Here is a 26,901-nt window from a genome sequence, read left to right on the forward strand (position 1 = left end):
TCGAAAATGAGCAATGGCAGGGATCCTGCGCGGCTCGCTAGGTCGTGTGGACAAACCTGATCCAGCATCGGATTGTTGCGAGTTGCACGAACCCGAGGAAGCTGGACGCGAGCTTGTCGTAGCGGGTCGCCACGCGGCGTGAGTGCTTGATCTTGTTGAAGAAGCGCTCGATGCGATTGCGCATGGCGTAGGCCGCCTTGTCGATCGTCCGCTGCACCCTTCGGTTCGACTTGGTCGGGATCACCGGGTCGATGCCGCGTCGTTCGAGATCGGATCTGATAGCGTCGCTGTCATAGCCCTTGTCGCCGAGCATCGCCTCTGGCAGTGGCGCGTCCTCCGCCATGAGATCGTCGTAGGCCGTCATGTCGGAGGCCTGGCCGGGCGTCACGTGGAAGCCGACCGCCAACCCTTCCGCATTCGCTCTGGTATGAACCTTGGTCGTGAGCCCACCGCGCGAACGGCCAATACAGTTTCTCTGAATCCCCCCCTTCCGCCGGCGCCGTGCTGATGCACCCGGACAATGGTGGAATCGATCATTTGCAGCGTGTTGTCAGAGGCTTCGCTGTCGGATAGCGCCGCCAGCATCACGTCCCAGACGCCAGCCTCGGTCCAGCGTCGATACTGCCGGTGGACCGAGTTCCAGTTGCCGAACTCGGGCGGCAAGTCACGCCATGGCACACCCGTGCGCGTCACATATAATACGCCGTCGAGCACCCGCCGATGGTCCAGCGGCCGCCGCCCGCCCTGCGTCCGGTTCTCAATCAGGAAAGGCGCGAAGAACGCCCATTCCGCGTCGCTCATCAACCCGCGAAGCACCGCTGCCCTCCTCAAAGAGCAGCGTTGAATCAGACATCAGCTGATTTTGGAATCCCGTTTGTCCACACGACCTAGTTTTCGATCTCAGGATATCTGTCCCGTTGTTTGCGCGGGACGTTTTCACTGGGAGGTTTGCGATGCGCCTTGTCAGATGTCTCGCTCTTGCAGCTGGATTGGGATCGGCCGCCGCAGGCCTCGCGACCGGGCCTGCATTCGCGCAGAAGCGCGGCGGCACGCTCGTTCAGATCACCCAGCCGGAGCCGCCCTCGCTCGGCTCCTACATCTCCACCGCCAATCCGGTCGGACAGGTTGCCGCCAAGATCTATGACGGGCTGCTCGAATATGATTTCGACCTGAAACCTCTGCCCAGTCTGGCCGAGTCATGGACAATCTCCGATGACGGCAAGACCGTGACCTTCCGGCTGAGGTCGGGCGTCAAGTTCCATGACGGCCAGCCCTTCACCAGCGCCGATGTCCAGTTCACCGTCATGGAGGTGCTGAAGAAGGTCCACCCGCGCGGCATCAACACATTCTCCGAGGTCACGGCGGTCGAGACGCCCGACGCCCAGACGGTGGTGTTTCGCTTGAACCGGCCGGCGCCCTACATGATGGCGGCGCTCTCGGGCTATGAATCGCCGATGCTTCCGAAGCACGTCTTCGGTCAGGGCGACATCCGCAGTCACCAGAACGCCAACGCGCCGGTCGGCACCGGCCCGTTCAAGTTCACCGAATGGCGCAGGGGCGAGTTCGTCCGTCTCGATCGCAATGCCGATTACTGGAAGCCGGGTCGGCCTTATCTCGATCGCATCGTCGTGCGGTTCATCGGCGACACCGGCACGCGGGCCGCCGCGCTGGAGAAGGGCGAGGCCCATGTCGCAGGCTTCGGCGCGGTGCCCTACAACGACGTCAAGAAGCTCGAGAAGCTCTCCAACATCCAGATCGAGACCAAGGGCTATGAAATGCTCTCGCCGGTCGTCGAACTGATGTTCAACACGCGCAAGCCTCCCTTCGACAACGTCAAGGTTCGGCAGGCGATCTCCTATGCGATCGACCGCAAATTCGTGATCGACAACATCTGGTTTGGCTTCGGCAAGCCGACCAATGGCCCGATCAGCTCGAATTTTGCGCCGTCGGGCCTCTACAGCGCCGATGTGACGAATTACAATGTGCCCGATGGGGTCGACCGCGCCAACCGGCTGCTCGATGAAGCCGGCTTCCCGCGCAAGGCAGACGGCATCCGCTTCGAGATCACCCACGATATCACGCCTTATGGCGAGGAATGGCGGCGGTTCGGCGAGTACACCCAGCAGGCGCTGGCCAGGATCGGCATCAAGGCGAGCCTGCGCTACGAGGATGTCGCGACGTGGCCCCTAGCTGACGTCATGAACGTCCGGTTCTGGGCGGTTCAGTTTGCGCAATCGCAGAACCGGATTGGGCTCTAGCGATTTCGAATGGTCAGCACAGGACGTAGCCGGCTGCTGTATCCATGCTCGTCGACGTTCAATCATGGTCACCGTGCTGCTCCCAAGCCAAGCTCAGGTTCCGGCTCGGCGAACATGTTCATTTCAAGTCCGCGCACGATCGACATGAACGACTGCATGGCCGGTGATGACGACCTGCCACGTCTGGCAATGAAACCATAATTCAGCCGCAGGGACGGCAGCCCGATCGGCAGAAGTACCAGTTCCCGCGCCGCGATCTCGCGGCGGATCTGAATGGGAATGCAAGCTGATACGGCCGCTCCTGCGAGAACGATTTTTTTGGCGGCAGAGAAGGATTCGACAAGGATCCGTGGCCTGAAACGTTTCTGCTCATACTCGACCAAGCCATAGGGCCTTTCCGGTTCGACATCCTGTCGCTGGAGCGAATTGGGGACGGTCGGCCCGACCCATGGAAACTCCAGGAGATGACCTATTGTAAGGCTTGGCGTGGTCGCCAGTGGATGGTCTGCTGCCACAAAGAACTGCAAGGGGGCGGCTTGCACCGGTTCGGTGACGAGGTTTGGATTCTGTGACGCCTCCGTGATGTCCGCGAAGCCGAGGTCAGCCACGCCCGCAGCCACATCGGCGGTCGCCCTCGTCCAATCCCTGACCGTCACTTCCACGGTCAGACGTGGATAGCGCGCGGACAGCAGAGCGACGGCCCGGTCGCCGGAAATGTCTGCTGGATAAGGGCCCATCACAACCTTGAGATCGCCGGTTTCAAGCCCTTTGAGCCGTGCGATCTCTAGTGTGAGGTCATCAAAGCTCACTATGACCGCCTGTCCGCGGTCAATCAGGGTCTGTCCGAAGACGGTCGGCGCGACGTGGGGTCGGTCGAAGAGTTGAACGCCGAGCGAATCCTCAAGGCCCTTGAGGCTGCGCGTCAGCGAGGGCTGCGAAACTCCAAGTGACGCAGCTGCCCTGCTGAAACTCCGGAACCGGTTGAGAGCAAGCACCAATTGCAGGCTTCTGATGGAAAGCATGCGCCGCATCTCGCTGAAATCCGCAACAGACTATACCATCAATGATATTGGACGCCGTCTTGGATATCAACGAGGATCGTCGCCGTCGAAATAGAAGAACAACGAAGGGGCGGTTGATCGTGACGGCTGTTTCGGCGATCGCACAGGGAGCCCTTACCTGTTCAACTGGGCGCGCCGATATCGTCGTCCTCCAACCGACATGGGGCCTGATCTGATGAATCTCAGGTTGGGTGAGAACTCGGCGACGATGCAGACGGGCGGTGATCCAGCCCTGACGGGAATGATTTACATTCCCGGCGGCGCCTATCTCATGGGCTCGGACAGCCACTATCCAGAAGAGGCCCCGGCCCACAGGGTCAGGGTCGATCCATTCTGGATGGATGCAATCCCGGTGAGGAACCGCGACTTCCGGACCTTCGTCGAGGCGACCGGACATGTCACCTTTGCGGAAATTGCTCCGCGGGCGGAGGATTATCCCGGCGCCTTGCCCCATATGCTGAGAGCCGGCTCGCTCGTGTTCGATCCGCCAACCCGCCCTATTGACCTTCGGGACTGGTCGCAATGGTGGACGTTCAGGTTCGGCGCAAACTGGCGCAAGCCCTATGGTCCCGGCAGTTCCATCCGCGATCTTGACGATCACCCGGTCGTTCACATTGCCTTTGCGGATGCGCAGGCCTATGCCGCCTGGGCCGGCAAAGAGCTTCCCAGCGAGGCTGAATGGGAGTTCGCGGCACGCGGCGGTCTTGACCAGGCGGAGTTTGCCTGGGGCGATGAGCTTGCCCCCGATGGGCGGCAGATGGCGAATGTCTGGTTGGGGGAGTTTCCCCACGAGAACCTCTCTCCCCGACGCTACAAGCGGACCACGCCTGTCGGCGAGTATCCTCCAAACGCCTATGGCCTCTTGGACATGATCGGCAACGTCTGGGAATGGACCACCGACTGGTATGCTCCCCGGCACCGTCAGGACGAGACGAAGGCCTGCTGCATTCCGGCCAATCCGCGCGGTCCGGCGCAGGACACAAGCTATGATCCGCTGCAGCCAGCAACCCGGATACCTCGCCGTGTCCTGAAGGGCGGCTCGCATCTTTGCGCGCCCAACTATTGCCGCCGTTACCGCCCGGCCGCGCGTCACGCTCATCCCGTCGACACGTCCACCAGCCATATCGGTTTTCGCTGCGTTTTCAGAGGGGAGAGAAACACATGACGAAGAACAGAACAGGCGAGCATGGTGAGGCGTCTCACGATGCGCCCACAGCGGAGGGTCGCGAGCCGGGGACGGCGCGCAGCCTGAACCGCCGCAACATCCTGCTCGGCACCACGACAATGGCTGCAACGGCGGCGCTGGGCACAGCAACCCCGGTTCAGGTGGCGCAGGCCCAGACCGCACCGGCCGCACCGGCCGGCAAGGTGCCAAACATCCTCGTCATCTGGGGCGATGACATCGGCACCTGGAACATCAGCCACAACAACCGCGGCATGATGGGCTACAAGACCCCCAACATTGACCGCATTGCCCGCGAGGGCGTGTCGTTCACCGATTACTATGGCCAACAGAGCTGCACCGCCGGACGCGCGGCGTTCATCAATGGCACTGTCCCTGTCCGCACGGGCATGACCAAGGTGGGGCTGCCGGGAGCCGCCGAGGGCTGGCAGAAGACAGACGTGACCATGGCGACGGTGATGAAGAGCCAGGGCTACGCCACCGGCCAGTTCGGCAAGAACCATCAGGGCGACCGCGACGAACACCTGCCGACGATGCACGGCTTCGACGAGTTCCTCGGCAATCTCTACCACCTGAATGCTGAGGAGGAGCCCGAGAACCGGGATTATCCGAAGAACCCGGAGTTTCGGAAGAACTTCGGGCCGCGCGGCGTGCTTCGCACCAAGGCCGACGGCAAGGGCGGGCAGACGATCGAAAACACCGGGCCTCTGACCAAGAAGCGGATGGAGACCATCGACGACGAGACCGTCGAGGCCGCCAAGGAGTTCATCACCCGTCAGGTCCGGGAAAACAAACCCTTCTTCTGCTGGTGGAACGGGACACGGATGCATTTTCGCACCCATGTCAAAGCCGAGAACATCGGCAAGTCCGGCCAGGACGAGTATGGCGACGGCATGGTTGAGCACGACCTGCATGTCGGGCAGTTGCTGAAGCTGCTCGATGATTTGGGCATCGCCAACAACACGATCGTTCAATACTCCACCGACAATGGCCCGCATTACAACACCTGGCCGGATGCCGGCACGACGCCTTTCCGGGGCGAAAAGAACTCGAACTGGGAAGGCGCTTTCCGCGTGCCGGCCTTTGTCCGCTGGCCCGGTGTCTTCCCGGCCGGAACCACGTTGAACGGCCTTGTCGCGCATGAAGACTGGCTGCCGACCTTTGCGGCGGCGGCGGGTGCGCCGGACGTGAAGGAGAAGCTGCTCAAGGGCGTCACGCTCAACGGCCGCCCCTACAAGAACCACATCGACGGCTACAACATGCTCGATTACTTCAGCGGCAAGGCAACGGAATCGCCGCGGAAGGAATTCTGGTACATGAACGATGATGGCAATATTGTTGCCGCCCGATATGAGGATTGGAAGATCGTCTTCCTGGAGAACCGGGGTTCACAGCTTAATGTGTGGCAGGAACCCTGGGTGGAACTGCGCTTCCCCCTGATCTTCAACCTCCGGCGCGACCCGTTTGAGAAAGCACAACACAACTCCAATACCTATTGGGACTGGGTGCTCGACCGCGTCTTCGTGATCGCGCCAATCCAGGGACTGGCTGCAAAATTCCTGCTGAGCATGAAGGAGTTTCCACCCAGTCAGTCGCCTGGTTCCTTCAACCTGAGCAAAGTCGAGGCAACGCTCAAGTCGGCTTTGTCCCGCTGAACCAGAACCAGGAAAAGGCCGCCTCCCTCCGGGGAGGCGGCCAACCACAGACACCGTTCTGAAAATGGCTCTCAGTCGAAAGACCAGATACATGAGACTCAAAGCAGTTGCGGCAATTCTGGCTGGGCTTGTCATGCTCGCTGCACAGCCGCTCGCCGCGCAAAGCCCTGATCCCCTGCCGTCATGGAACAATGGACAATCGAAACAGGCGATCCGGGCGTTCGTCCGGAAGATCTCCAAACCCGGCACGCCCGATTTTGTCCCGCCCGCCCAGCGCATTGCCACATTCGACAATGATGGCACGCTCTGGGGCGAGCAGCCGTTCTACTTCCAGTTCCTGTTCGCGGTTGACCGCATCAAGGCGATGGCGGCCCAGCGGCCGGAATGGAAGGAGAAGGAGCCCTTTGCCTCGGTTCTGCGAGGTGACCTCAAGGCGGCGCTGGCCGGAGGTGAACACGCCATCCTCGAGATGGTGATGGCGACCCACGCCGGATATACGATCGATGACTTCGAGGTTGTCGTCCGCGACTGGTTTGCAACGGCGAAGCACCCGACGACGGGCAAGCTCTACAGCGAGATGGTCTACAAGCCGATGCTCGAGCTGCTGGCCTATCTCAGGGTGAACGGGTTCAAGACCTATATTGTCTCAGGCGGTGGCGTCGAATTCATGAGGGTCTTCGCCGAGAAGGTCTATGGCATCCCGCCCGAGCAGGTGATCGGCAGTTCCGGCAAGCAGGCTTTGCAGTATCGTGATGGCAAGCCCATCATCGTGAAGCTGCCTGCGCTGGACTTCATCGATGACAAGGAGGGCAAACCCCTCGCGATCCAGAAGGCCCTCGGACGCCGGCCGATTGCCGCGTTCGGCAATTCCGACGGCGACCTCCAGATGCTGCAGTGGACCTGTGACACGGCGGGGCCGCGCTTCTGCCTTTACGTCCATCATACCGACGCGACCCGAGAATGGGCCTATGACCGCGCCTCCTCTATCGGGCGGCTGGACAAGGGTCTCGATCAGGCGAAGGTCAAGGGCTGGACTGTGGTGGACATGAAGAATGACTGGAAGCGTGTCTTCGCGTTCGAGAACTGACCGTGTGGGGGCGTGGCGTCTGTAATTGCGGTACTTGTCATCGCCGATGTAGCCGGCTGCATCATCCGGCATGATTATGCGGCTCACTCCGCGACGATTGACATGCATCAATGACGCAGGGGAATACTAGTGCGATTACTACGATTGGCGAAGGACTATGGCGGCGAGCGCATCGACGTTCACGCGATCGATCTCTCGAAGAACCACTGCAGACGCCACCGCATCGAGGAGCGAGCTGCTCAACGGGGAGAAGCGACGATGGTGAAAGCGCTCTTGACGATGCCGACCCTGGCCCTCCTGGCGGGAGCGCTGTCGATCGCCACCGCGGAGCCGGCCGCCGCGGTCGTCTACTGCAAGACCGTCGGCGTGCCGAAAGGCTGCGTCGCGCGCGCCGGAGCCCCAGTGGCACGCCGTGCCGTCGTCACGCCCGGTGTCGGGGCGGCAGGGGTCGGTGTCCGGCCGGGCACGCCGATGAACCGCGGCGGGCCGGTCAACCGCGCCGGCCGACGCTGACGGACGGCCGGGCCCTCCGGCCCGGCCACCGGACAACGACCTGCTCGCGCTCTATCCTGCCGCTACGGCATGCCTTAGCATTACCCAACAAACAGAACATCCGGAGGTCTCCGATGACGACCATCAGGACTCTGACGCTGCTCGTGGTCGCTACGGCGCTCCACAGCGCGCCCGCCGTCTCGCAGCCTCGCACCACGACGCCCGATCGCGCGTCCCTGCCGATCGCGGAGCCCAAGCGCCCAATCTACACGGAGATCGATGCACGCAAGGTGACGCCGCCACCCCGGTTCGAGGTAAAGGCTCCGGCCGGCGCCCCCAATGTCGTGATCGTGCTGATCGACGACCTCGGCTTCGGGGCTCCCAGCACCTTCGGCGGGCCAATCGGGACGCCCACGCTCGACCAGCTCGCCGAGAACGGCCTGCGCTTCAACAATTTCCACACGACGGCGCTGTGCTCGCCGACACGGGCCGCACTCAAATCCGGCCGCAACCACCACACCGTGAACATGGGCTTTATCACGGAGCTGGCCACGGCCATTCCCGGAAGCACCGGCCAGATCCCTAGCGCGACCGCGCCGCTGGCCGAGATGTTGCGGCTGAACGGCTATGCGACCGCCGCCTTCGGCAAATGGCATGAAACCGCGACCTGGGAGGCCAGCGTCGCCGGCCCGTTCGACCGCTGGCCGACGCGCCAGGGCTTCGACAAATTCTATGGTTTTCTGGGCGGTGAGACCAATCAATGGGCGCCGTTCCTCTACGATGGCACCGCCGTCGTCGAACTGCCCAATGATCCCAACTACCATTTCATGACCGACATGACGGACAAGGCGCGGGCCTGGATCAAGCACCAGAAGGCGCTGACGCCGGATCGGCCATCCTTCATCTATTTCGCACCGGGTGCCACCCATGCGCCGCACCATGTGCCGAAGGCCTGGATCGACCGCTGGAAGGGCAAATTCGATCAGGGCTGGGACAAGATCCGCGAGGAATCCCTTGCCCGCCAGATCGCGCTCGGTGTGGTTCCGCAGGGTACGAAACTCGCCCCGAAGCCACCTGCGATCAAGGACTGGACCGCGCTCTCGGCCGACGAGAAACGGCTGTTCACGCGTCAGGCAGAGGTCTTTGCCGCGTTCGTGGAATACACGGACACCGAAGTCGGCCGCATGCTGAAGGCCTTCGAGGAGGTCGGCCAAGCCGAAAACACGCTCGTCTTCTACGTCGCCGGCGATAACGGCACCAGCGGCGAAGGTGGCCCCAACGGCGTCTTCAACGAGATGAGCTATTTCAACGGCTTTACCGAGAAGTTCGAGGATCTACTGAAGCTCATCGACAAATGGGGTGGTCCCGAGACATACCCCCACATGGCGTCCGGCTGGTCGGTCGCGTTCAATGCGCCGTTTGGCTGGATGAAGCAGGTGCCCTCTGATTTTGGTGGCACGCGCAATGGCGTCGTCGTGTCCTGGCCCAAGGGCATCAAGGCCCGCAACGAGATCCGGACCCAGTTCAGCCATGTCATCGACGTGGCCCCGACCGTGCTCCAGGCGATCGGACTGCCCGAGCCGAAATCGGTCAATGGCGTCAAGCAGATCCCCATGGCGGGGACCAGCCTGGTCTATGCGTTCGAGGACGGGAAGGCACCCGAACGGCACCGGACGCAATACTTCGAAATCGCTGGCAATCGCGCCATCTATCATGATGGCTGGCTTGCGCGAACGATCCACAGGGCGCCTTGGGAAGCGAAGCCGCGCCGGACCCTGCAGGATAATTCCGGTTGGGAGTTGTTCAATGTTCGTGCCGATTTCAGCCTGGCCAACGATCTCGCCAAGACCACCCCGAAGAAGCTCGACGAGATGCAGGCGCTCTTCTTGAAGGAGGCCGGCAAATATGGCGCACTGCCCATGGATGACCGGGTTTTTGAACGCCTCGATCCTGTGGCCGTCGGACGGCCGGACCTGATGGGCTCACGCCGGTCGCTGACCCTGTCCGAGGGCATGGTCGGCATGCTCGAAGGCGTGTTCGTCAATGTGAAGAACCGGTCGAAGACGATCACGGCGGAGGTCGTCGTTCCCGAAGGTGGCGCCAACGGGACGCTGGTCGCCCAAGGCGGAAGGTTCGGCGGCTGGTCGCTCTATGTGAAGGATGGCGTGCCCGCCTACGACTACAACTTCCTCGGGCTGCAGCGCACGACCATCGCCGCGTCGAACAAGCTGGCGCCCGGTAAGGCCGAGTTGCGCTTCCAGTTCGACTATGATGGTGGCGGCCCGGCGAAAGGGGGGCTCGGCACGCTGTTCGTTAATGGCGAGAAAGTCGCCGAAGGGCGCATCGCCGTCACCCAGCCCGGCATCTTCTCGGCTGACGAGACCGCCGATGTCGGCATCGATCTGGGAACCCCCGTCGTCGAAGCGATCGGTGCCGAAGCCCGGTCCCGCTTCACGGGGCGCATCCCCAAGCTGACGGTCGCCGTCCAGGATCCGAAGTAGGCGACAGGGGGAGCAGGAATGTCGATGTGGAAGACAGCGGCCGTCTGGGTAGGAGCCATGCTGCTCGCCGGTCCCGTCATGGCGGCAGATCTGGTGCCTCCGCGCTCGCAGCCGGCGCCGCCGAGCTTCGTTGCCGGCTGGACCTTCCGCGTCACGCCCTATGGCTGGCTGACCTCGCTCAACGGCTCGCAGGTGGTCCGCGGCCGCGGCGTCGATGTGAATGCGAGCTTCATCGACATCGTCGAAAGCACGGTCGGCGAAGGCGGCTCGCTGGTCGCCCTGATGCTCAACATGGAGGCGCGCAACGGTCGCCTAGCGTTGTTCGGAGACGTCATTGGCGAGAAGATCACGATCGAGCGCTCGGGGCTGAGGACCAGAGGCCCCGCCCCTGGTGTCGGCGCGGCGGTCGGAGCCGCAGTCGACATGCAATTCCAGATGGCGATCCTCGAGGCGGGTGCGGCCTACGAGATCGCGAGCGTGGGTCCGGTCGCCATCGATGTGCTCGCCGGTGCGCGCTACTGGTACCAGAAGCTCGATCTCGGGCTGGACATCGCCACGACGGTCAATCTGGGCGATCTTTCCATCGGCAGGGGCCGTGCCATCGCCCGGTCGGGATCCGTCGACTGGATCGACGGCTTTGCCGGCATCCGCGCGCGCGTTTCGCTGGCGCCCAACCACCACCTCGCCTTTCGCGGCGATCTCGGCGCGGGCGGCAGCAAGTTCACCTGGCAGGCGCTGGCGACCTATGGCTATGACTTCAAGACGACGAACGGCGTCACCTATTCGGCGGTGATCGGCTACAAGGCCCTCTATGTCGATTACGTCCAGGGCTCGGGGCTGTCCCGCTACGAGTTCGACATGTTGCAGCACGGCCCCGTGCTGGGCTTGAGCGTGCGGTTCTAGCGCGCGTCGGCTTTGGCGTTCGTGGCGGACCCGGCACGGTTGAGGCGGTGGAGGCCGAGCCCGCTCGCGCATGGCGTCGCCGGCAGCGTCCTGGCCGCGCTGCTGGTCCTTGCGATGGGATGGGTCCAGGGCGAGATCGCGCGTCGTGACCAGGCGCAGGCCCAGGCCAGGCCGCCGGCCATGAGCGCGGAATCCGGCATCGGGCAACTGACGCCCCATGCGCCGACGGGCTATGTGGGCTCCCAGGCCTGCGCCTCCTGCCATGCAACGACGCTCGCCGACTGGCAGGGATCGGACCATGCCAAGGCGATGGCTGTGGCGACGCCTCAGAGCGTTCTCGGCGATTTCTCCGACGTCGCCATCGCGCATCACGGCGAGACAGCCCGGTTTCGGCGCGAGGGCGGGCGCTTCCTGGTCGAAACCCAGGGAAAGGACGGCAAGCCCGAGACCTTCGCGATCAGCCACAGCTTCGGCTGGCGGCCGCTGCAGCAATACCTTGTCACCTTCCCCGATGGCCGGCTGCAGGCGCTGCCCTGGGCCTGGGATACGCGCCCGCGGGCGCAGGGCGGGCAGCGCTGGTTCCATGTCTATGGCGACCAGTCGTTCCCGCCGGGCGACGCCCTGCACTGGACCGGCCGGATGCAGAACTGGAACTTCATGTGTGCCGAGTGCCATTCGACCGTGGTGAAGAAGGGCTATGACGCCGCCTCCGACAGCTTTCGCACGACCTATTCCGAGGTCAGCATCGGCTGCGAGAGCTGCCATGGGCCCGGTGCCGGCCATCTCACCTGGGCCGCGGCCGGCAGGACCGGCGACCCCGTCCTGAAGGGGTTCGAGGCCGCCGCAGCCCGGAGACGGGCGGTCGACTGGACGCCCGATCCGGCGACAGGCAGCCCGGCCGCGCGTGCCGCGCGCCCGACGGGCGACGAGGTCGAGATGTGCGCCCGCTGCCACCAGCGGCGCGGCACGATCTCGGAAGACTGGAAGCCGGGGCGCTCGATCATCGAAACGCATCTGCCGGCGCTCCTGACAAGCGGCCTGTTCGAAGCAGACGGGCAGATGATCGACGAGGTCTTCACCGACCAGACCTTCCTGCAGAGCAAGATGTACGCGAAGGGGGTGATCTGCAGCGACTGCCACGACGTTCACTCCGGCCGGCTGAAGGCGGAGGGGCCGTTGGTCTGCAGCCAATGCCACGACCAGCAACGCTTTGCCGCGGCAACCCATACCGGGCACCAACCCGGCCGGGACGCGCCCGACTGCATCACCTGCCACATGCCGGCGCGGACCTACATGGTCGTCGACAAGCGCCATGACCATTCCTTCCGCATTCCGCGTCCCGACCTGACGGTGAGCCTCGGAGTCCCCAACAGCTGCAACAGCTGCCATGCGGACAAGCCGGCGCAACGGGCTGCGGACGCCGTGGCGGCCTGGCACGGACCGGCCCGAAGAGGCTTCCAGGACCATGCCAGAACGTTTCACGATGCGCGCCGGGGAGACCCAGCTTCACGCGCGCCGCTCATTGCGCTGGCCAGCAACCCGCAGATCCCCGGGATCGTGCGGGCAACCGCGCAGAGCGAACTCGGACGCCTGCCCGCCATCGCCACCGAAGGCGTCATCCGTCTCGGCCTCGACGACCCGGACCCGATCGTGCGGATCGCCGCGTTGCGCAACCTCTCGCCGCAGCCCGCCGAGATCCGCCTGCGCTGGGCGCAGGAGCGTCTGGCCGATCCCGTCCTCGGGGTGCGGATCGAAGCCGCCCAGGCCCTGGCCGACATCTCGCCCGAAACCGTGCCGGAGCCGGTTCGCGTCCAGCTGACGCGCGCCTTCGCAGCGTTCGAGGCGGCGCAGGCGCTGAATGCCGACCGGCCCGAGGCGCGGGCCGCCCTGGCGCTCTATCTGATCCGCAGGGGCAAGCCGGACGCGGCGGAGGCCGAGCTACGCGCCGGTCTGGCGCTCGATCCCGCAGCCGTCGCGCTCGCGGTCAATCTGGCCGACCTGCTGCGCCAGCGCGGACGCGATCCGGAGGGCGAGGCGGTGCTCCGGCAGGCGATCGCGCTGGCGCCGAAAGAGCCCTATCCGCATCACGCGCTCGGCCTCGCGCTGGTGCGGCAGCGTCGCTATCCCGAGGCGCTGGAGAGCCTCGCTTTGGCCTCGCGGCTCGGGCCGCGCGATGCGCAGCTGGCCTATGTCCATGGCGTGGCACTGCAATCGCTCGGCCAGCCGGAACAGGGACGCCAGGTCCTGCGCAGCGCGCTTCAGGCGAACCCCTTCCATGCTGCCCTGCTCGGCGCGCTGCTCGCCGACGCGCAGGCGCGGCGCGATCTCGCCAGCGCAGCGGATCTGGCCGGTCGCCTCTCACGCCTGCGCCCGGACGATGCCGAACTGGCGCGCCTCGCCGCGAGGCTGGCGCGCCCGTAAGGCACCGGGCCTCCCGGCCTCGACCGAGGCGGGTTTCGCGTCAGTCGAAGCGCTCGATCCCGCCGAGCCCCCAGGGCTTGTCGAACCAGGCATCGAGTGGGCCATCAAACAGCATGTTCCAGCCCTTGCCGGGAAGTGTCTGAACCCAGTTGCGCTCCATACCGGCGGGTCGATCTCGGCACGAGAGAGCGCGCAGGAAGCGCCTGCGCGCAGCGGAACGTCAATCCGGCTTTGACACACCATACCGATTGGTCGAAGGTCAACATCGAGGCGCTGAGGCAACATCTGGCGGATATGAGCGCCGTCACGTTGCACTCCGACGCCAAGGTCGAGCCCATCGACGGCGGGATGATGTTCATCGTGACCGGCGCGCCACCGGTGCGGGATGCCATTCGCCGCATGGCGCTCGCCCACGCCGCCACAATGAACAACGTCGGCAGCTGGCAGCTTGCTGCGGCAGAGATCGAGGTTAGGGCGATCATGGCGGTGAAGGCTCCAGTCGCGGACCTCGCCAAGCTGAAGGGTCTGGGGTTCATCGGGGTCATGACGCGCGGCATGCACCATCAGGAGCATCACCTGATGATCGCGCGGTGCCGATCCTCACCATTGAGCTCTTGTTCGCGCCGACTTCTGACGGCGTCCCGCTTCTCTCAGACTACGAGAAACATCCGAAACCCCAAACGTCTGGTTTCTGGCGGGCGGCGAATGTCAGCAACTGTGAAGGGTTTCGGATGCCGGCCCATGCGAGCGGGTTCGGACTGGGCTGAGGGCCGGCGTCCGAAAGCCTCCAAGGGAGGAAGCCGCGGCCCGGGGCCGTGGGCTATGGGGATTTCGCCGCGCGGTATGGTCTGCGAGATCGTGCGAGGCGCGAGGCGACGGTGCGATGCTCCGACCGAGCGGCCCCGAAGCTGAGGTTTAGCTGCACATTTGGTGGATCCGAGACCGCGGCCATCTCCGTTTCCGCGATTGGGCCGAACGGGATTGCCCGCTCTCTGGCCGAGATCGGCAGTGCTTCCTGAAGATGCCGCCATGGGGCCATCGTCATGATGTGTCGATCCTGACGGCGAGGATGGTTCGCGGCGCTGTGCCCGGCGCGAAGCGCTCGACGAGGATCATGCGGCCGCCGCAGCATGGGCATGGCGGGTGGGGTTCAGAGGCCTGCTCGGGTTGCGCTGCGGCGACCGGGACGTCGTCTCTGGCGATGTCGTCCGGCGTCGTCGCCGCGATGATCTGCCTGATGCGGACGATGGTGTCGGCACGGCGGCTCGAGGCGAGCAGGCCGTAATGGCGGATGCGGTGGAAGCCGTCGGGCAGGACATGGAGCAGGAAGCGGCGGATGAACTCGTGGGCCGTCAGCGTCATGGTCTTGCGCCGGCCCTTGCCGGTGGAGCGGGCGCGATAGTCCTTCCAGCGGAACGTGACCCTGTGCCGATCCACGGCAATGATGCGGCTGTTGGCGATGGCGACACGGTGGGTGTAGCGGGCGAGATAAGCCAGCACGGCCTCAGGGCCACCGAAGGGGCGCTTGGCATAGACGACCCAGTCGGCGCGCCGCAGCGGCGCCAGCATGGAGGCGAAGGCATCGGCCTCAGTCAGATCGGCGAGATTGCCTTGGAAAGCGAGCCGCCCGGCCGCGTGCAGGGCCGCGAGCCCTTCGAGGAAGAGCCGTCTGAACAACCGCGAGAGCACGCGCACGGGCAGGAAGAAGCCGGATCGGCATGAGATCCAGCGAGCGCCGTCCGGCGACAGGCCGCCGCCGGGCGCGATGATGTGGAGATGGGGATGGTGCGTCATCGCCGATCCCCATGTGTGCAGTACGCTGGTGAAGCCGATGCGGGCGCCGAGATGCCGGGGATCGCTCGCGATGGTGGCGAGCGTCTCGGCTGCAGCCCTGAACAGCAGGCCGTAGACCTCGGCCTTGTTCTGGTAGGCGACCGCTGCGATCGACGCCGGCAGTGTGAAGACGAGATGATAGTAGGGCACGGGCAGGAGATCGGCCTGGCGATCCGCGAGCCAGTCCTTTGCCGCTGCGCCCTGGCAGCGCGGGCAGTGCCGGTTGCGGCAGGAGTTGTAGGCGATGGCCGCGTGATCGCAGTCGCCGCAGGCCATGACATGGCCGCCGAGCGCAGCCGTGCGGCAGGCCCGGATGGCACCCATCACCTTGAGCTGACCGCGGCTGAGCCGATGGCGCGCGAGATAGGCCTCGCCATGCCGGTTCAGGATATCCGCAACCTCCAGCGAAGGCCGCGCCATGATCGGCGCGGGACCGCTATGGCGGTGGCGGCGGCGCCAGCAGCGCGAGCGGGCTCGTCACTTCGCGCAGCGTCTTCAGCGCGACGCGGGTGTAGACGGCGGTGGTGTCGAGCTTCCTGTGCCCGAGCAGGACCTGGATGACGCGGATATCGGTCTTCCGCTCCAGCAGATGGGTGGCGAAGCTGTGCCTGAGCGTGTGCATTGACACCCGCTTGTCGAGCTTGGCTGCCTCGGCTGCAGCATGGCAGGCCCGGTTGAGCTGGCGCGTCGTGATCGGCTGGCCCGGCTGCTGGCCGGGGAAGAGCCAGCCGCGCGGCCGCTTCACCCGCCACCACTGCCGCAGCAGATCGAGCAGGTCGGGCGCGAGCATGACATAGCGGTCCTTGCGGCCCTTGCCCTGCTCGACCCGGATCAGCATGCGGGCGCTGTCGATGTCGGTGACCTTGAGGTTGGCGATCTCCGAGACGCGCAGGCCGCAGCCATAGGCGATGCTCAGCGCGGCGCGGTCCTTCAGGCTCCGCGCATGCGCCAACAGCAGCGCCACCTCCTGCGTGTCCAGAACCACCGGCAGGCGATCGGGCGTCGGGATCCGCGCCATGCGGTCACCAAAGCCGGTCCGGCCCAGCGTGACGTGGAAGAAGAAGCGCAGGGCCGTGCAGGCCAGGTTCATCCGGGCATAGCTGGCGCCGAGCGAAGCCATGTGAAGCTGATAGCGCCGTAGATCCTCGGGCTCGGCCCGGTCCGGCGGCAACCCAAGGAAGGCCGTGAACTCACGCACCTGCCGGACATAGTCGCGCTGCGTGTGCTCGCCGAACCGGCGGATGGTCATGTCCTCGATCATCCGCTGGCGCAGCGGGCTGACGGTGACGGCATCGATCATGGAAACCTCCAGGGATCAGGGGAAACGACCCCAAATCCTCGGATGCAGCGCCTCACAGGCGAAATCTCAGCGATGACCGCGCCGCAGCACCCTGCCGCGAGAGCGGCTTAGTCCAATGGCGCATATCCCGCGGGACGATTGCGCCGCGCGCTGCCTCACCGGATATCTCGGGAATGACACCACTTGGCACTGTGGATTGTTAAGGCGGCTATGAGAATAGCTTTGAACGCCACGTCGCTCTGCGCGTTGAGGCGGCTCGATAGCAAGTTGGCCTAATCGTTGACCCGGTCGAGCCCGATGGTCAGCGAGATTGCCAGAAGGGCCAGCATCGCCAGCAGAATTTGCACGCTGGAAACGGCGGCGACCAGCGGCGAGCTGCTGTTCTGGACGATGGCGAGCAACTCGATCGGCAGTGGCCGGTCGCGATAGCCATGGGTGAAGATCGTCACCGAGAGATTGTCCACCCCCTCGATGAAGGTGAAGACGGCGCCGGCCAGGATCGCCGGCAGGAGCAGCGGCAGGGTGATGGTGCGGAAGGTCTGCCAGCGGCTGGCGCCGAGATTGGCGGAGGCCTGCTCGAGCAGGGGATCGAGCCGCTGAAGCCGCGCCATCACGGTGCGCACCATCACGGCCATGACATAGACCGAGAGCGAGACCGACTGCAGCCAGATCGACGGGCCGATGCCGAGCAACGCGCCCGAGAATAGCACGGCGACGCCGAGCACGATGCCCGGCACCATATGCGGCACCAGCACGAAGACGGACAGCGCCGTGGCACCGCGGAAATCGCCGCGTGCACAGGCCAGGGCAGTCGGCACGCCGAGCGCGATGCAGAGCAGGGTCACGTAAAACCCGACCTTGAGGCTCGTCCACATCGCGTTCACCAGCACCGGCTGGTTGAAGACCTTGACGTACCAGTCGAGCGTGAAGCCCGCGGGCGGGAAGCTGATATAGCCGCGCGTGTCGAAGGACATCACGACGACGATGACCGCCGGCAGCAGGAGCAGCGCGAGCGCCAGCACCGCGAGCGCGATGATGAAGCCGATGCCCAGCCGGTCGAGGAGTTCGGCGCCGTCGATCCGCTTCATCGCTGCGCCACCCGTGTCCAGCGCGTCCCGATATGCGTCAGCCAGGCGAAGACCAGCAGGACGGCGAGGCAGGTCGCCATCAGGATCATCGCGGTCACCGCGCCCTTGCTCCATTCGAGCGAGTAGACGACCTGTTCGTAGACCATCGTCGCGGCGTTGAGATAGTTGCCGCCACCCAGGAGCTGCGGCACCACGAAGGTGGTGTAGCTCAGGGTGAAGACGAGCGCGGCGCCGGTGCCGAGGCCGGGCACGCTCAGCGGCAGGATGATCGTCCGCAGCGTCGCCAGCCGGCTCGCGCCGAGATTGGCGGAGGCCTCCTCCAGCCTGGAATCATGCCGGCTCATCACCGCGATCAGCGGCAGGATCATGATCGGCAGATGGATCTGCACCATGCCGATCAGCACCGCCCAATGCGTGTTGATGATGCGCAGGGGCTGCGAAATCAGCCCGAACTCCATCAGCGTCGCATTGACCACGCCGCGACCGCCGAGGATGACGATCCAAGCATAGGTCCGGACGATGCCGCTGGTCAGGATCGGCGCGATCGTCAGCACGAGGATGATGCGGCGCACCCAGGGGCCACCGATCAGGAAGAGATAGGCAACGGGGAAGCCGAGCAGGCTGCAGAAGAAGGTCGTGGTCAGCGCCAGCGTCAGGGAGCGCCGGAAGGTGGTGTGGTAGAGCGGATCGGCGAGCGCCGTGGTGAGATGGCGCAGCGACAATTCCTGCGAGACGATGACACCGCGCGACACCACGATGTCTGAGAAGCCGAGCGAGAGCAGCACGCCGAAGGGTATGACGGCGACGACGATGAGCACGACGATGGCCGGCACGGCCGGCCAAATCCCGCGTCCGGACAGGATCTCGTCGGCCAACCGCAGAAGGAGGGGCCGGCGGGTCATGCGCGCGGGAAGGCGATGCAGGCGGCGGGGTCGCGCAGGCGCAGGGCCACGCGGTCGCCGACATCGATGCGGGCGACCGTCTCGTCGCGCAGCGCCACGACCCGGAGCGAAGCCCCGTCTGCGAGTTCGACCTCGTATTCCATCAGCGCGCCGACATGGCGGCGGAAGCGGACGCTGCCGCGCCAGCCCACCTGGTCCGCGCCGGCCGGCTCAATCAGGACGTTGTGGGGGCGCAGCATGACGCGGACCTCGCCGTCGAGCGCGGTGGGAACACTCTGCCCGTCCGGCAGCACGACCCGGCCCCGGCTCGCCAGGCCGTTCCAGAAATTCGAGGCGCCGACGAAATCGGCGACATAGGCACTGGCGGGGCGGTCAAACACCGCCTCGGGCGTGTCCAGCTGCTCGATCCGGCCGGCGCGCATCACGGCGATGCGGTCCGACATGGTCAGTGCCTCTTCCTGGTCGTGCGTGACGAAGATTGCGGTGATGCCGAGGCGCTTGATCAGCTGGCGCATCTCCATCTGCATGGTGCCGCGCAGCTTGGCGTCGAGCGCATTGAAGGGCTCGTCGAGCAGGAGCACGCGCGGCTCCAGCACCAGCACGCGGGCGATCGCGACGCGCTGCTGCTGACCGCCGGAGAGCTGGGCCGGATAGCGCTCCTCGAAGCCGGTCAGCGAGACCGTCTGCAGCGCCTGGACGACACGGCGACCGATCTCGGCTGCGGGGACGCCGCGCATGCGCAGGCCATAGCCGACATTCTTCGCGACGGTGAGATGGGGAAAGAGCGCATAGCTCTGGAAGACGACGCCGACGGAACGACGGTTGACCGGGACGGGGATCGTGTCCCGGCCGTCGATCAGGATCTCGCCCTCGTCGGGCGTCAGGAAGCCGGCGATGCAGCGCAGCAGCGTGGTCTTGCCGCAGCCCGACGAGCCCAGCAACGTCAGGATCTCGCCTTCCTGCGCGACGAGCGAGCAGCGGTCGAGCACGGTGAGGCCCGCGAAGCGCTTGACCGCGTCGCGGATCGCCACGACCGGGGCGGCTTCCGCCGTCCCGGTCGCCGGGATGGGCGCAGCCGCGGTGGTCACCCGGCAAACATCCGGTCGAAGGCCTCGACGATCTTGCCGCGGTTGGGCGCGACCTTCGGCCAGTCGACCGAGACCATCGAGGCGATCTCCTCAGGCGTCGAGGGCAGGAAGGCGGCGGCACCGGCCGGGGCGACGATGCCCTTCACCGTCGTTCCGAAGTAGTAGGGCGGCTGGGCGGCGAAGGTCTGGCTCTCGTTGGTGAGCAGGATGTCGGCGAACTCGTGGATCAGGTCGTTATGGGCCGTCCGGGCGAACTTGACGATCATCGTCGGCAGGATCAGCGGGCCTGGGCCGGTGACCTTGGCGTAGCCGAGCGGCAGGCCGCTGGCGATGGCGATGCCGGTGTTGTCGTGCCAGAGCGGGCAGAGTCCGATCTCGCCGCGCTCCAGCATCTGCTGCAGGAGGTTGGGATTGCGCCCGACCAGCGGCTTCAGTTCCTTCCACTTGGCGAGACCGAAATCGGTGTCGGAATCCGGCCGGCCGAAGGCGGCGGCCGCGATGGCGACGCAGGCGAGGCCGAGATTGGATTGCGGCCGCGAGAGCCCGATCTTGCCAGCATATTCCGGCTTCCAGAGATCCGCCCAGGTCTTGGGCGGGTTCGGCACCATCTGCTTGTTGTAGGCGATGCCGATGCCGGCATAGCTGATCGGAACGCCCATGCCATAGGCGTAGGGCGGGAAGCGCGGGTCGATGTTCTTGGCGTTGGGCACCTTGGCGAGATCGAGCGGCTCGAGCACGCCCTCGTCGACGGCATTGATGATCGCGGGCGAGCCCATCACGGCGAAATCATAGGGCGAGGCGCCGCGGGAGGCCTTGATCTGAGCGATCGCCTCGGCCGAGAGCCCGCCGATGATGCGCAGCGAGACGCCGGGATACTTCTTGCCGAGAATCTCGCCGGCGCGCTTCAGCGGATCGTCCTGGGCGCTGCCATAGCCGATCATCACGAGTTCGCGCGCCTGGGCACGCAGCACGGTCGGCGCTGAGAGCGCCACGCTGCCGGCGGCAGCGCCAAGGAAGTGGCGTCGAGACAATGTCGTCATGGAGAATCTCCTCAGCCTCGCCTGCATGGGATCGGACAGCCCGCCGCCAAGGCGGGCCACGAAAAGCCGCCCTTTCAATTTGAGAGCAATCGAAATCAATCGCAAGCATAAAACTTAGCCAAGTCCCGCCGATTTTGGAGGCGGTCACGCGATGGCGACCTGGACCCCCGCGGCCTCGAGCGCCTGGATGTCGGCGGCGGCTGCGCCGTGGTCCGTAATCAGCAGGTCGGCCTGCTCCAGCGGCGCGATCCGCGCACTGCCGACATGGCCAATCTTGCCGTGGTCGGCGACGAAGACGACGCGCCGGGCCGAGGCCATCATCGCCTTCTTGACCTCCGCTTCCTCCCAGTTGCCATTGGTGAAGCCACGCACCGCGTCGACCCCGGCGCAGCACAGGAAAGCGACGTCGGCGTTGATTTCCTGAAGCAGCGTGGCGCCAAAGGGCGAGATCAGGCTGTTGGAATGGGCGTTGCGCCCGCCGCGCTTCAGGCGCCCGCCGGTCACGATCACCGTCACCCCAGCATGACCCTGCAGCGCGATGGCGATGTCGAGCCCGTTGGTGACCACGACGACGTCGGTGAGCGTGTCCGAGAGGGCGTGGGCGATGGCGAGCGTCGTCGTGCCGGCGTCGAGGATGATCGTTTCCCCGTCGCGCACCTGGCTCGCCGCGAGGTCGGCGATCCGCTCCTTCTCGGCTGAAAAAGACTGGCTCGGAAGATCGGCGGGGCGCTCGAAGCGGGCCGGGCGCAGCGCCATGGCGCCCCCCCGAATCCGACGGATCAGTCGCCTTTTCTCCAGCGCGTCGAGATCGGCGCGGATCGTCACGGTGGAAACGCCAAACTCCTCCGCGAGCGACGCGACCTCGACCATGCCCTTTTCGGCGAGGAGTTCGACGATACGCTCGTGGCGGGGCAGCGAGCGCCCCCGGGCGAGATCGGGCAAGGCTTGTGTCTGGGGCATGATCGGCTTCGACGTCACTTGCGCTACGGTATAAAATGAAGGATATCGAAAGTCTATTCAGCGCCTCCCATCGAGCGGAGCCGCCCCACGACGATCGACAGGACGGGACCAGCATGGCCGACCACATGCAGCAGTTCAAAGCCCTCAAGCGCGAATCCTCGTCGGATGCGCCCGGAGATCCGGAGCGCTTCCGGCGCGTGGAGCTGACGCATACCGAGATGATGTCCCAGGGCGACGCGATGAGCCGCACGCTCGCAACCACCGCGGAGGCGGTCCAGCGCATCGCCGGCGAGATCGCGGCGCGGCCGCTGCGGCGCGTCGTCATCACCGGCTGCGGCGATTCCTGGATCGCCGGCATCGCCGTTAGGCTGGCCTATGAGCGGCTGCTCGGCGTGCCCTGCGAGCCCTATGAGGCCTTCGACCTCGAGCAATACGGGCTCGACCTCGTCGACGACGGCACGCTGATGATCGGGCTGAGCTCGAGCGGCAATACGGCGCCGGTCAGCGCGAGCCTGAAGGCCACGATCGCGCAGGGCGGCTATGCCGTCGCGCTGACCAACACCGCGACCTCGGCGATGATGCGGGACTTTCCGTCCGCCTTGCTGATTCAGGCCACGCGCGGCGGCTGGCCGACGCAATCCAGCACCGCCGCCATGGCCCTGCTGATTGCGCTCGCACTGGCGATCGCCAAGGCGAAGGGCCTCGGCGAGGCCAAGGCCCCCGGCCTGGCGGCTGATCTCGCCGCGCTGCCGGCCGTGATGGATGTCGTCGCGACCGGTTTCTATGACAAGGCAAAGGCGCTGGGCGTAGAGCTCGCCCGCAGCGACATGATGCTGCTGGCCGGCGCAGGCCCGCATCTGGCGCCCGCCGCCTTCGGCGCGGCCAAGCTGAAGGAGCTGGCACCGATCCACGCCATCGCCTTCCCGCTGGAGGAATACCACCATTACCGCACGCAGAAGGCCGGCGACCCGCTCTTCCTGATCGCGCCCGACCAGGCGAGCCGGCAGCGCGCGCTGGAGACCGCCATCGTCGGCAAGGGCGTCGAGGGGCATACCATTGCGCTGGTGCCGGAGGGCGAGACCGATTTCGGCCCCTATTGCGCCCATGTCTGGCATCTGCCGCCGGTGCGGATCGAGCTGGCGCCGCTGGTTTACAGCGTGCCGCTGCATCTGTTCGGCTACCACGTGACCAAGGCGCGCGACGCGCTCGGCCTTGGCGCCCCGCGACTCGGCGTCCTCGCTGCGTGACGCCGGAGCTCGTCACCGCGGGCGGGCTGACGGTCGATCATGTGATCTCGGCCGACGGGACGGTCGCGCTGGCGCGGGTCGGCGGCAACGGCGCCTATTCCAGCGTCGGCGCCCTGTGCTGGCGCGAGCGCGTCGGCCTCGTCAGCGTCGCCGTGGCGAGCTATCCGCGCGAGACGCTGGCGCGGTTGCGCGATAGCGGCGTCGCGCTCGACGGCGTCGTCATGGTCGATGTCGCACTCGAGAGCGGCAACTGGTTCATCTACGACGACGAGGGCCACCGCAGCGAGCGGCTGACCAGCCGCCCCGAGGAGCTGGCGCAGGCCGGTTTCCCGACCGACCGGCTGACGCCCCAGCAGGTCGATGACTGGCAGGCGCATCTGCGCCGGCGCGGCGATGGCGGCGAGCTGTCCTATTCGCAGTTCCGTGACACGCATCCGATGGTCGCCGCACAGGTGCCGGAGAACTATCTGCGCGCGCGAGGGGCCCATTGCGCGCCGAGCCGCCCGGTCGTGCTGGCCGACCTGCTGCCCCTGTTCAACGGCCGCGGCATGGTGGTGACACTCGATGCCGGCTGGCAGCTGGCGGAACTCTCCCTCGACGATCTCGCGCCCTTTCTCGCGCAGGTCGATGCCTTCCTGCCGAGCGAGATCGAGCTCGCCGCGCTCGTCCCCGGCGTGCCGATCGAGCAGGCGCTGGCGCTCGCCGCAGCGCGCTGCCGCGGCACGGCGGCGGTGAAGCTCGGGCCGCGCGGCTGCCTCGTCTGGGACAAGGAGGCCGGCGCGCCGGTCGCCGTGCCGGTGATCCCGACCCATGCCACCGACCCGACCGGCGCAGGCGATTCCTTCTGCGGCGGCTTCCTCGCCGGGCTGGTCGAGACGGGCGATCCCGTGCTCGCGGCCGCCTACGGCGCCGTCTCTGCCTCGCTCATCGTCAGCCGCCATGGCGCCGACGGGGCGCTGCCGATCGACCGCACCGCCTGCCGCGAGGCGCTCGCGCGCCTGACCTCCTCCATCGCCCGCGCGCCCATGCCTGCCCGACCCTTGTCCGCCTGATCCTTGCCCGCCTGACCCTGCCCCTACCGCCCAGGAAGCCAGCCTTGACCACGCTCCGCGTCTTCGCCGCCCGCCCCCTCGTCATCGCCGCGCTGCACCTGCCGGATTTCGGCCGGATGCGCGACAAGAGCATGGCCTGGCTGGAGGATTACGTGGCGACCAATGCCCGCGTCTTCGCGCAGGCCGGCGTTCCCTACATCAAGCTGCAGGACCAGACCCGCGAGGCCGGACCGATGGCGGCGAGTTCGCTCGCCATCACCGCTGCGCTCGCCCGCTTCCTGCGGGCCGAGGTGCCCGGTATCGGGCTCGGCATCATCGTCGAGGCGCATGATCCGGTCGCTTCGCTCTCGATCGCCCATGCGGCGGGGGCCGATTTCGTGCGGCTCAAGGTCTTCGTCGGGGCCGCGATGACGGCGCAGGGGCCGCGCACCGGCATGGGCGCGCAGGCGCTCGCCTTCCGCAACGCGCTGGGCCGCGACGACATCGCGATCCTCGCCGACGTGCATGACCGCACCGCCGTGCCGATGTCGTCCGAGACGCCGGAATTCGCCGCGGAGTGGGCCCAGAAAACCGGTGCCGACGGGCTGATCCTGACCGGTGTCGATTGGGCGGATTCGCTGTCCCGCATCCGCCGCGCCCGCGAGACGGGAATCAAGCGGCCGATCCTGCTCGGCGGCAGCGTGACGACCGGCAATGTCGGCGAGGCGCTGACCGCCGCCGACGGCGTGATCGTCTCGACGGCCCTGATGCGCAAGAATGCTGGCGCCTCCGACGTGCTGCGATGGGATCTCGATCTCTGCCGGCGCTTCATGGACGCGGCTTGTGGGAAGGCCTAGGACGCGAGTGCAGACGGAGCCGCCGCGGATAAAGCGTTCGACAGGCAGAATGGTGCAGTTACTCCGATCCCGTCGAATGGGTCGCTGCCCGCAATGTTTTGAATGTCCGGTTAGCAGTAACGTGCCTAGTTCGGCTTTTGCGCACCTTGCCCGGACGTGTCAGCGGAGATCGACTTCTGACCGGTTGGCAGTAGGAGGGTCAACAGAAAGCAGCTGTAGCTGTCAGATTTTCGAAGCAGAATCGCCCCAGCAGTCATATGGGCTCCGGACGAAGCCGCCGTCTGGACGCCATCCTAAAACTGCTTGAACCCGAGGCTATCCAGCAGGCCGACAAGCATGTCTCCAGCCTTTGCGCGGTGCTCGTAGTGAATTCTCCGTGCAGCCTCTTCATCCCGTGCGGCGATGGCGTCCACCAACATCGCATGGTCGCGATTGGAGCCGACCGGCTTCGGTCGCAACCTCAAAGTTAGCATTCTCGCACGATGGGCCTGCTCGCTGAGTTGGGTCACGATCTGCTGCAGGCGCTGATTGCCGGTCAGTTTCACCAGGAGTTCATGGAAACGATGATCCGCTGCGGCCCAATCGTCGAGATTGTCGCTGGCCAGCGCAGCCTCCATCTCGCCCACGGCATCCTTCAATCCTTGAAGCTCCTCGGCCGTGACGCCTTTGCGCGCGACCATTTCCGCCGCAGTGGCTTCGAGCGAAGTCAGAACGTCGTAGATCTCGCGCATGTCGGCGGCAGAAACCGGCAAGACCCGCATGCCATGGCGCGGCCGGATCTCGACGACACCATCCTGCTCCAGCCGGATCATGGCCTCGCGAACGGGCGTGCGACTCATGCCCAGTCGCAAGGCTGCCTCCTGCTCAAGCAGCTGGCTGCCGGCGGGCAGTTCGTTGGCGAGAATCAGGTTCTTCAGCGCTCGATAAGCGCGTTCAGCACTGGACAGCCGATCCAGTTCAGACTGCGATGCGCCGTCTTTCGGCGTCGGAGGCATAAACGGTTTCCTCGATCTCGATGTTGGTCAGGTAGGCGCGCCCCGTATTCTCCAGATGCCCGCGACCAAGTCGATGATCAATGACATGGCGCTGCAAGGCATATACGCAGTCGCCGCCGAAATCCGTGTCGGACCACGCGTAGTCGACGGCCCGAGCTTCATTCTCGCCATGAGGGCGCAACGTCAACCCGCCATCGCCATCGAGCGAAAGGGTGCCTCGTTGCCCCTCGATCACCATCTCGCCCATCGTCAACCGGCGGTTGCGGGCCTTGTGGTCGGCCAGGCGATTGCCGTCGAACAGGCAGCGCACGCCGTTCTTCATGTCCAGGAGAATCAGGCCGGCATCCTCGCCCGCGATCCGCGGGTTCAGCTTGCGCAGGGATGCGAAGACCCCCTCCGCCTCACCGAAGAGGAAGCGAAACGTGTCGATGAGGTGGATCGCCGTCTCATGCACGAGCAGCCTCGGCATCGTCTGAAAATAGGGCTGGCGATCGAGATAGGCTCGTTCCCCCTGACCGTCGCCGGGCCGCAGACGAAACGTCGCTTGGTAGACCTCACCGAGCGCCCCTTCGTCCAACAGGCGCTTGATCTCGCGGTGCCAGGGCTGGAAGCGGAAATTCTCATGAATGGTCACCGTGACACCCGCTTGATCTGCGATGTCCATCGCCTGCATGGCTTCGGCCAGCGTGCGGCAGAACGGCTTTTGGCAGATGATGTCGATGCCGCGCGCGGCCACCGCCGCGATGGTCGCGAGATGGGTTTCCGGCGGGGTGATGATGTCGACCAGATCGGGGCGGGTCTCATCGAGCATGCGACCGAGGTCGTCGAACGCCCCGGGAATCGCAAACTCTGCGGCAAAGGCGAGAGCCGGGTCGAGCGTCCGGTTGCAGATGCCGACCAGGGCGACCTCGGGGATCCGTTTCCAGGCGCGATACTGGAACCGGCTGAAATAGCCGGCGCCGACCGCTGCGACACGAATGGGAGGGGGAAGCGGCATCG

23 protein-coding genes are annotated in these 26,901 nt (G+C 65.7%); 12 read left to right on the top strand and 11 right to left on the bottom strand.

Translation table 11 applies throughout. The features are described from left to right. Positions 1–37: 37 nt before the first annotated feature. Positions 38–801 (bottom strand): IS5 family transposase gene (locus SJY11_RS06605; RefSeq protein ID WP_376989265.1). Its coding sequence is split into 2 segments (ribosomal slippage): positions 38–492 and positions 492–801, totalling 765 coding nucleotides; the frame shifts between segments, so codons are not numbered across the junction. Between the two features lie 152 nt (positions 802–953). Between SJY11_RS06605 and SJY11_RS06610 the strand changes: the two genes are divergently transcribed. Beyond that, positions 954–2,258: an ABC transporter substrate-binding protein gene (locus tag SJY11_RS06610; RefSeq protein ID WP_376985807.1), complete on the top strand. Its 1,305-nt coding sequence runs from the start codon at positions 954–956 to the stop codon at positions 2,256–2,258. Positions 2,259–2,326: 68 nt separating this feature from the next. Here SJY11_RS06610 and SJY11_RS06615 read toward each other — a convergent pair whose 3' ends face one another. Beyond that, on the bottom strand, positions 2,327–3,280 hold the full coding sequence (locus tag SJY11_RS06615; RefSeq protein ID WP_376985808.1) for a LysR family transcriptional regulator: 954 nt from the start codon (positions 3,278–3,280) through the stop codon (positions 2,327–2,329). Between the two features lie 247 nt (positions 3,281–3,527). Here SJY11_RS06615 and SJY11_RS06620 point away from each other — a divergent pair, with 247 nt between their 5' ends. From SJY11_RS06620 to SJY11_RS06655, 8 genes are all read left to right on the top strand, one after another. Then, entirely contained in the window at positions 3,528–4,484 is a 957-nt protein-coding gene (locus SJY11_RS06620) for a formylglycine-generating enzyme family protein (protein WP_376989267.1), read from the top strand. A 119-nt stretch (positions 4,485–4,603) separates the two neighbouring features. Beyond that, a complete protein-coding gene (locus SJY11_RS06625; protein WP_376989269.1) occupies positions 4,604–6,157 on the top strand; it encodes an arylsulfatase in 1,554 nt (517 codons plus the stop codon). A gap of 91 nt (positions 6,158–6,248) precedes the next feature. Then, positions 6,249–7,244 (top strand): HAD family hydrolase, encoded by a 996-nt coding sequence (locus SJY11_RS06630; RefSeq protein WP_376985809.1) that lies wholly within the window; start codon positions 6,249–6,251, stop codon positions 7,242–7,244. 258 nt (positions 7,245–7,502) lie between these two features. After that, a complete protein-coding gene (locus tag SJY11_RS06635) occupies positions 7,503–7,757 on the top strand; it encodes a hypothetical protein (RefSeq protein WP_376985810.1) in 255 nt (84 codons plus the stop codon). Between the two features lie 113 nt (positions 7,758–7,870). After that, positions 7,871–10,237: an arylsulfatase gene (locus tag SJY11_RS06640; RefSeq protein ID WP_376985812.1), complete on the top strand. Its 2,367-nt coding sequence runs from the start codon at positions 7,871–7,873 to the stop codon at positions 10,235–10,237. 18 nt (positions 10,238–10,255) lie between these two features. Continuing rightward, positions 10,256–11,140: a hypothetical protein gene (locus SJY11_RS06645; RefSeq protein WP_376985813.1), complete on the top strand. Its 885-nt coding sequence runs from the start codon at positions 10,256–10,258 to the stop codon at positions 11,138–11,140. A gap of 39 nt (positions 11,141–11,179) precedes the next feature. Beyond that, entirely contained in the window at positions 11,180–13,561 is a 2,382-nt protein-coding gene (locus SJY11_RS06650) for a cytochrome c3 family protein (protein WP_376985814.1), read from the top strand. A gap of 231 nt (positions 13,562–13,792) precedes the next feature. Further along, a complete protein-coding gene (locus tag SJY11_RS06655) occupies positions 13,793–14,473 on the top strand; it encodes a hypothetical protein (protein WP_376985815.1) in 681 nt (226 codons plus the stop codon). 129 nt (positions 14,474–14,602) lie between these two features. On the opposite strand, the gene SJY11_RS06660 is transcribed toward SJY11_RS06655, so the two are convergent. From SJY11_RS06660 to SJY11_RS06690, 7 genes are all read right to left on the bottom strand, one after another. Continuing rightward, on the bottom strand, positions 14,603–15,814 hold the full coding sequence (locus tag SJY11_RS06660) for an IS91 family transposase (RefSeq protein ID WP_376984328.1): 1,212 nt from the start codon (positions 15,812–15,814) through the stop codon (positions 14,603–14,605). A 16-nt stretch (positions 15,815–15,830) separates the two neighbouring features. Continuing rightward, on the bottom strand, positions 15,831–16,694 hold the full coding sequence (locus SJY11_RS06665) for a tyrosine-type recombinase/integrase (protein WP_376984330.1): 864 nt from the start codon (positions 16,692–16,694) through the stop codon (positions 15,831–15,833). Positions 16,695–16,966: 272 nt separating this feature from the next. Continuing rightward, positions 16,967–17,782, bottom strand: coding sequence for an ABC transporter permease (locus tag SJY11_RS06670; protein WP_376985816.1), 816 nt, complete (start codon positions 17,780–17,782; stop codon positions 16,967–16,969). Further along, positions 17,779–18,615, bottom strand: a complete 837-nt coding sequence (locus tag SJY11_RS06675; protein ID WP_376985818.1) for an ABC transporter permease — start codon at positions 18,613–18,615, stop codon at positions 17,779–17,781. The genes SJY11_RS06670 and SJY11_RS06675 overlap by 4 nt, the downstream gene beginning before the upstream one ends. Positions 18,616–18,680: 65 nt before the next feature. Further along, entirely contained in the window at positions 18,681–19,772 is a 1,092-nt protein-coding gene (locus tag SJY11_RS06680) for an ABC transporter ATP-binding protein (RefSeq protein WP_376985820.1), read from the bottom strand. Beyond that, positions 19,769–20,812, bottom strand: a complete 1,044-nt coding sequence (locus SJY11_RS06685; protein ID WP_376985822.1) for an ABC transporter substrate-binding protein — start codon at positions 20,810–20,812, stop codon at positions 19,769–19,771. The genes SJY11_RS06680 and SJY11_RS06685 overlap by 4 nt, the downstream gene beginning before the upstream one ends. Positions 20,813–20,956: 144 nt before the next feature. Continuing rightward, entirely contained in the window at positions 20,957–21,772 is an 816-nt protein-coding gene (locus SJY11_RS06690) for a DeoR/GlpR family DNA-binding transcription regulator (protein WP_376985823.1), read from the bottom strand. Positions 21,773–21,885: 113 nt separating this feature from the next. Here SJY11_RS06690 and SJY11_RS06695 point away from each other — a divergent pair, with 113 nt between their 5' ends. Genes SJY11_RS06695 through SJY11_RS06705 form a run of 3 tightly spaced genes read left to right on the top strand, consistent with a single transcriptional unit; the run spans position 21,886 to position 24,907 of the window. After that, positions 21,886–23,019: an SIS domain-containing protein gene (locus tag SJY11_RS06695; protein ID WP_376985824.1), complete on the top strand. Its 1,134-nt coding sequence runs from the start codon at positions 21,886–21,888 to the stop codon at positions 23,017–23,019. After that, positions 23,016–24,071: a carbohydrate kinase family protein gene (locus SJY11_RS06700; RefSeq protein ID WP_376985825.1), complete on the top strand. Its 1,056-nt coding sequence runs from the start codon at positions 23,016–23,018 to the stop codon at positions 24,069–24,071. The genes SJY11_RS06695 and SJY11_RS06700 overlap by 4 nt, the downstream gene beginning before the upstream one ends. Positions 24,072–24,115: 44 nt before the next feature. Then, complete coding sequence (locus SJY11_RS06705; RefSeq protein WP_376985826.1) at positions 24,116–24,907, top strand: BtpA/SgcQ family protein; 792 nt, start codon at positions 24,116–24,118, stop codon at positions 24,905–24,907. 293 nt (positions 24,908–25,200) lie between these two features. On the opposite strand, the gene SJY11_RS06710 is transcribed toward SJY11_RS06705, so the two are convergent. Both SJY11_RS06710 and SJY11_RS06715 read right to left on the bottom strand, forming a co-directional pair. Continuing rightward, positions 25,201–25,902: a GntR family transcriptional regulator gene (locus tag SJY11_RS06710; protein ID WP_376985827.1), complete on the bottom strand. Its 702-nt coding sequence runs from the start codon at positions 25,900–25,902 to the stop codon at positions 25,201–25,203. Continuing rightward, complete coding sequence (locus SJY11_RS06715; protein WP_376985829.1) at positions 25,865–26,899, bottom strand: Gfo/Idh/MocA family protein; 1,035 nt, start codon at positions 26,897–26,899, stop codon at positions 25,865–25,867. Before SJY11_RS06715 ends, SJY11_RS06710 begins: the two co-directional genes overlap by 38 nt. Positions 26,900–26,901: the final 2 nt, after the last annotated feature.

The sequence above is a fragment of the Allobosea sp. R86505 genome, assembly GCF_042466375.1.
GTDB lineage: Bacteria > Pseudomonadota > Alphaproteobacteria > Rhizobiales > Beijerinckiaceae > Allobosea.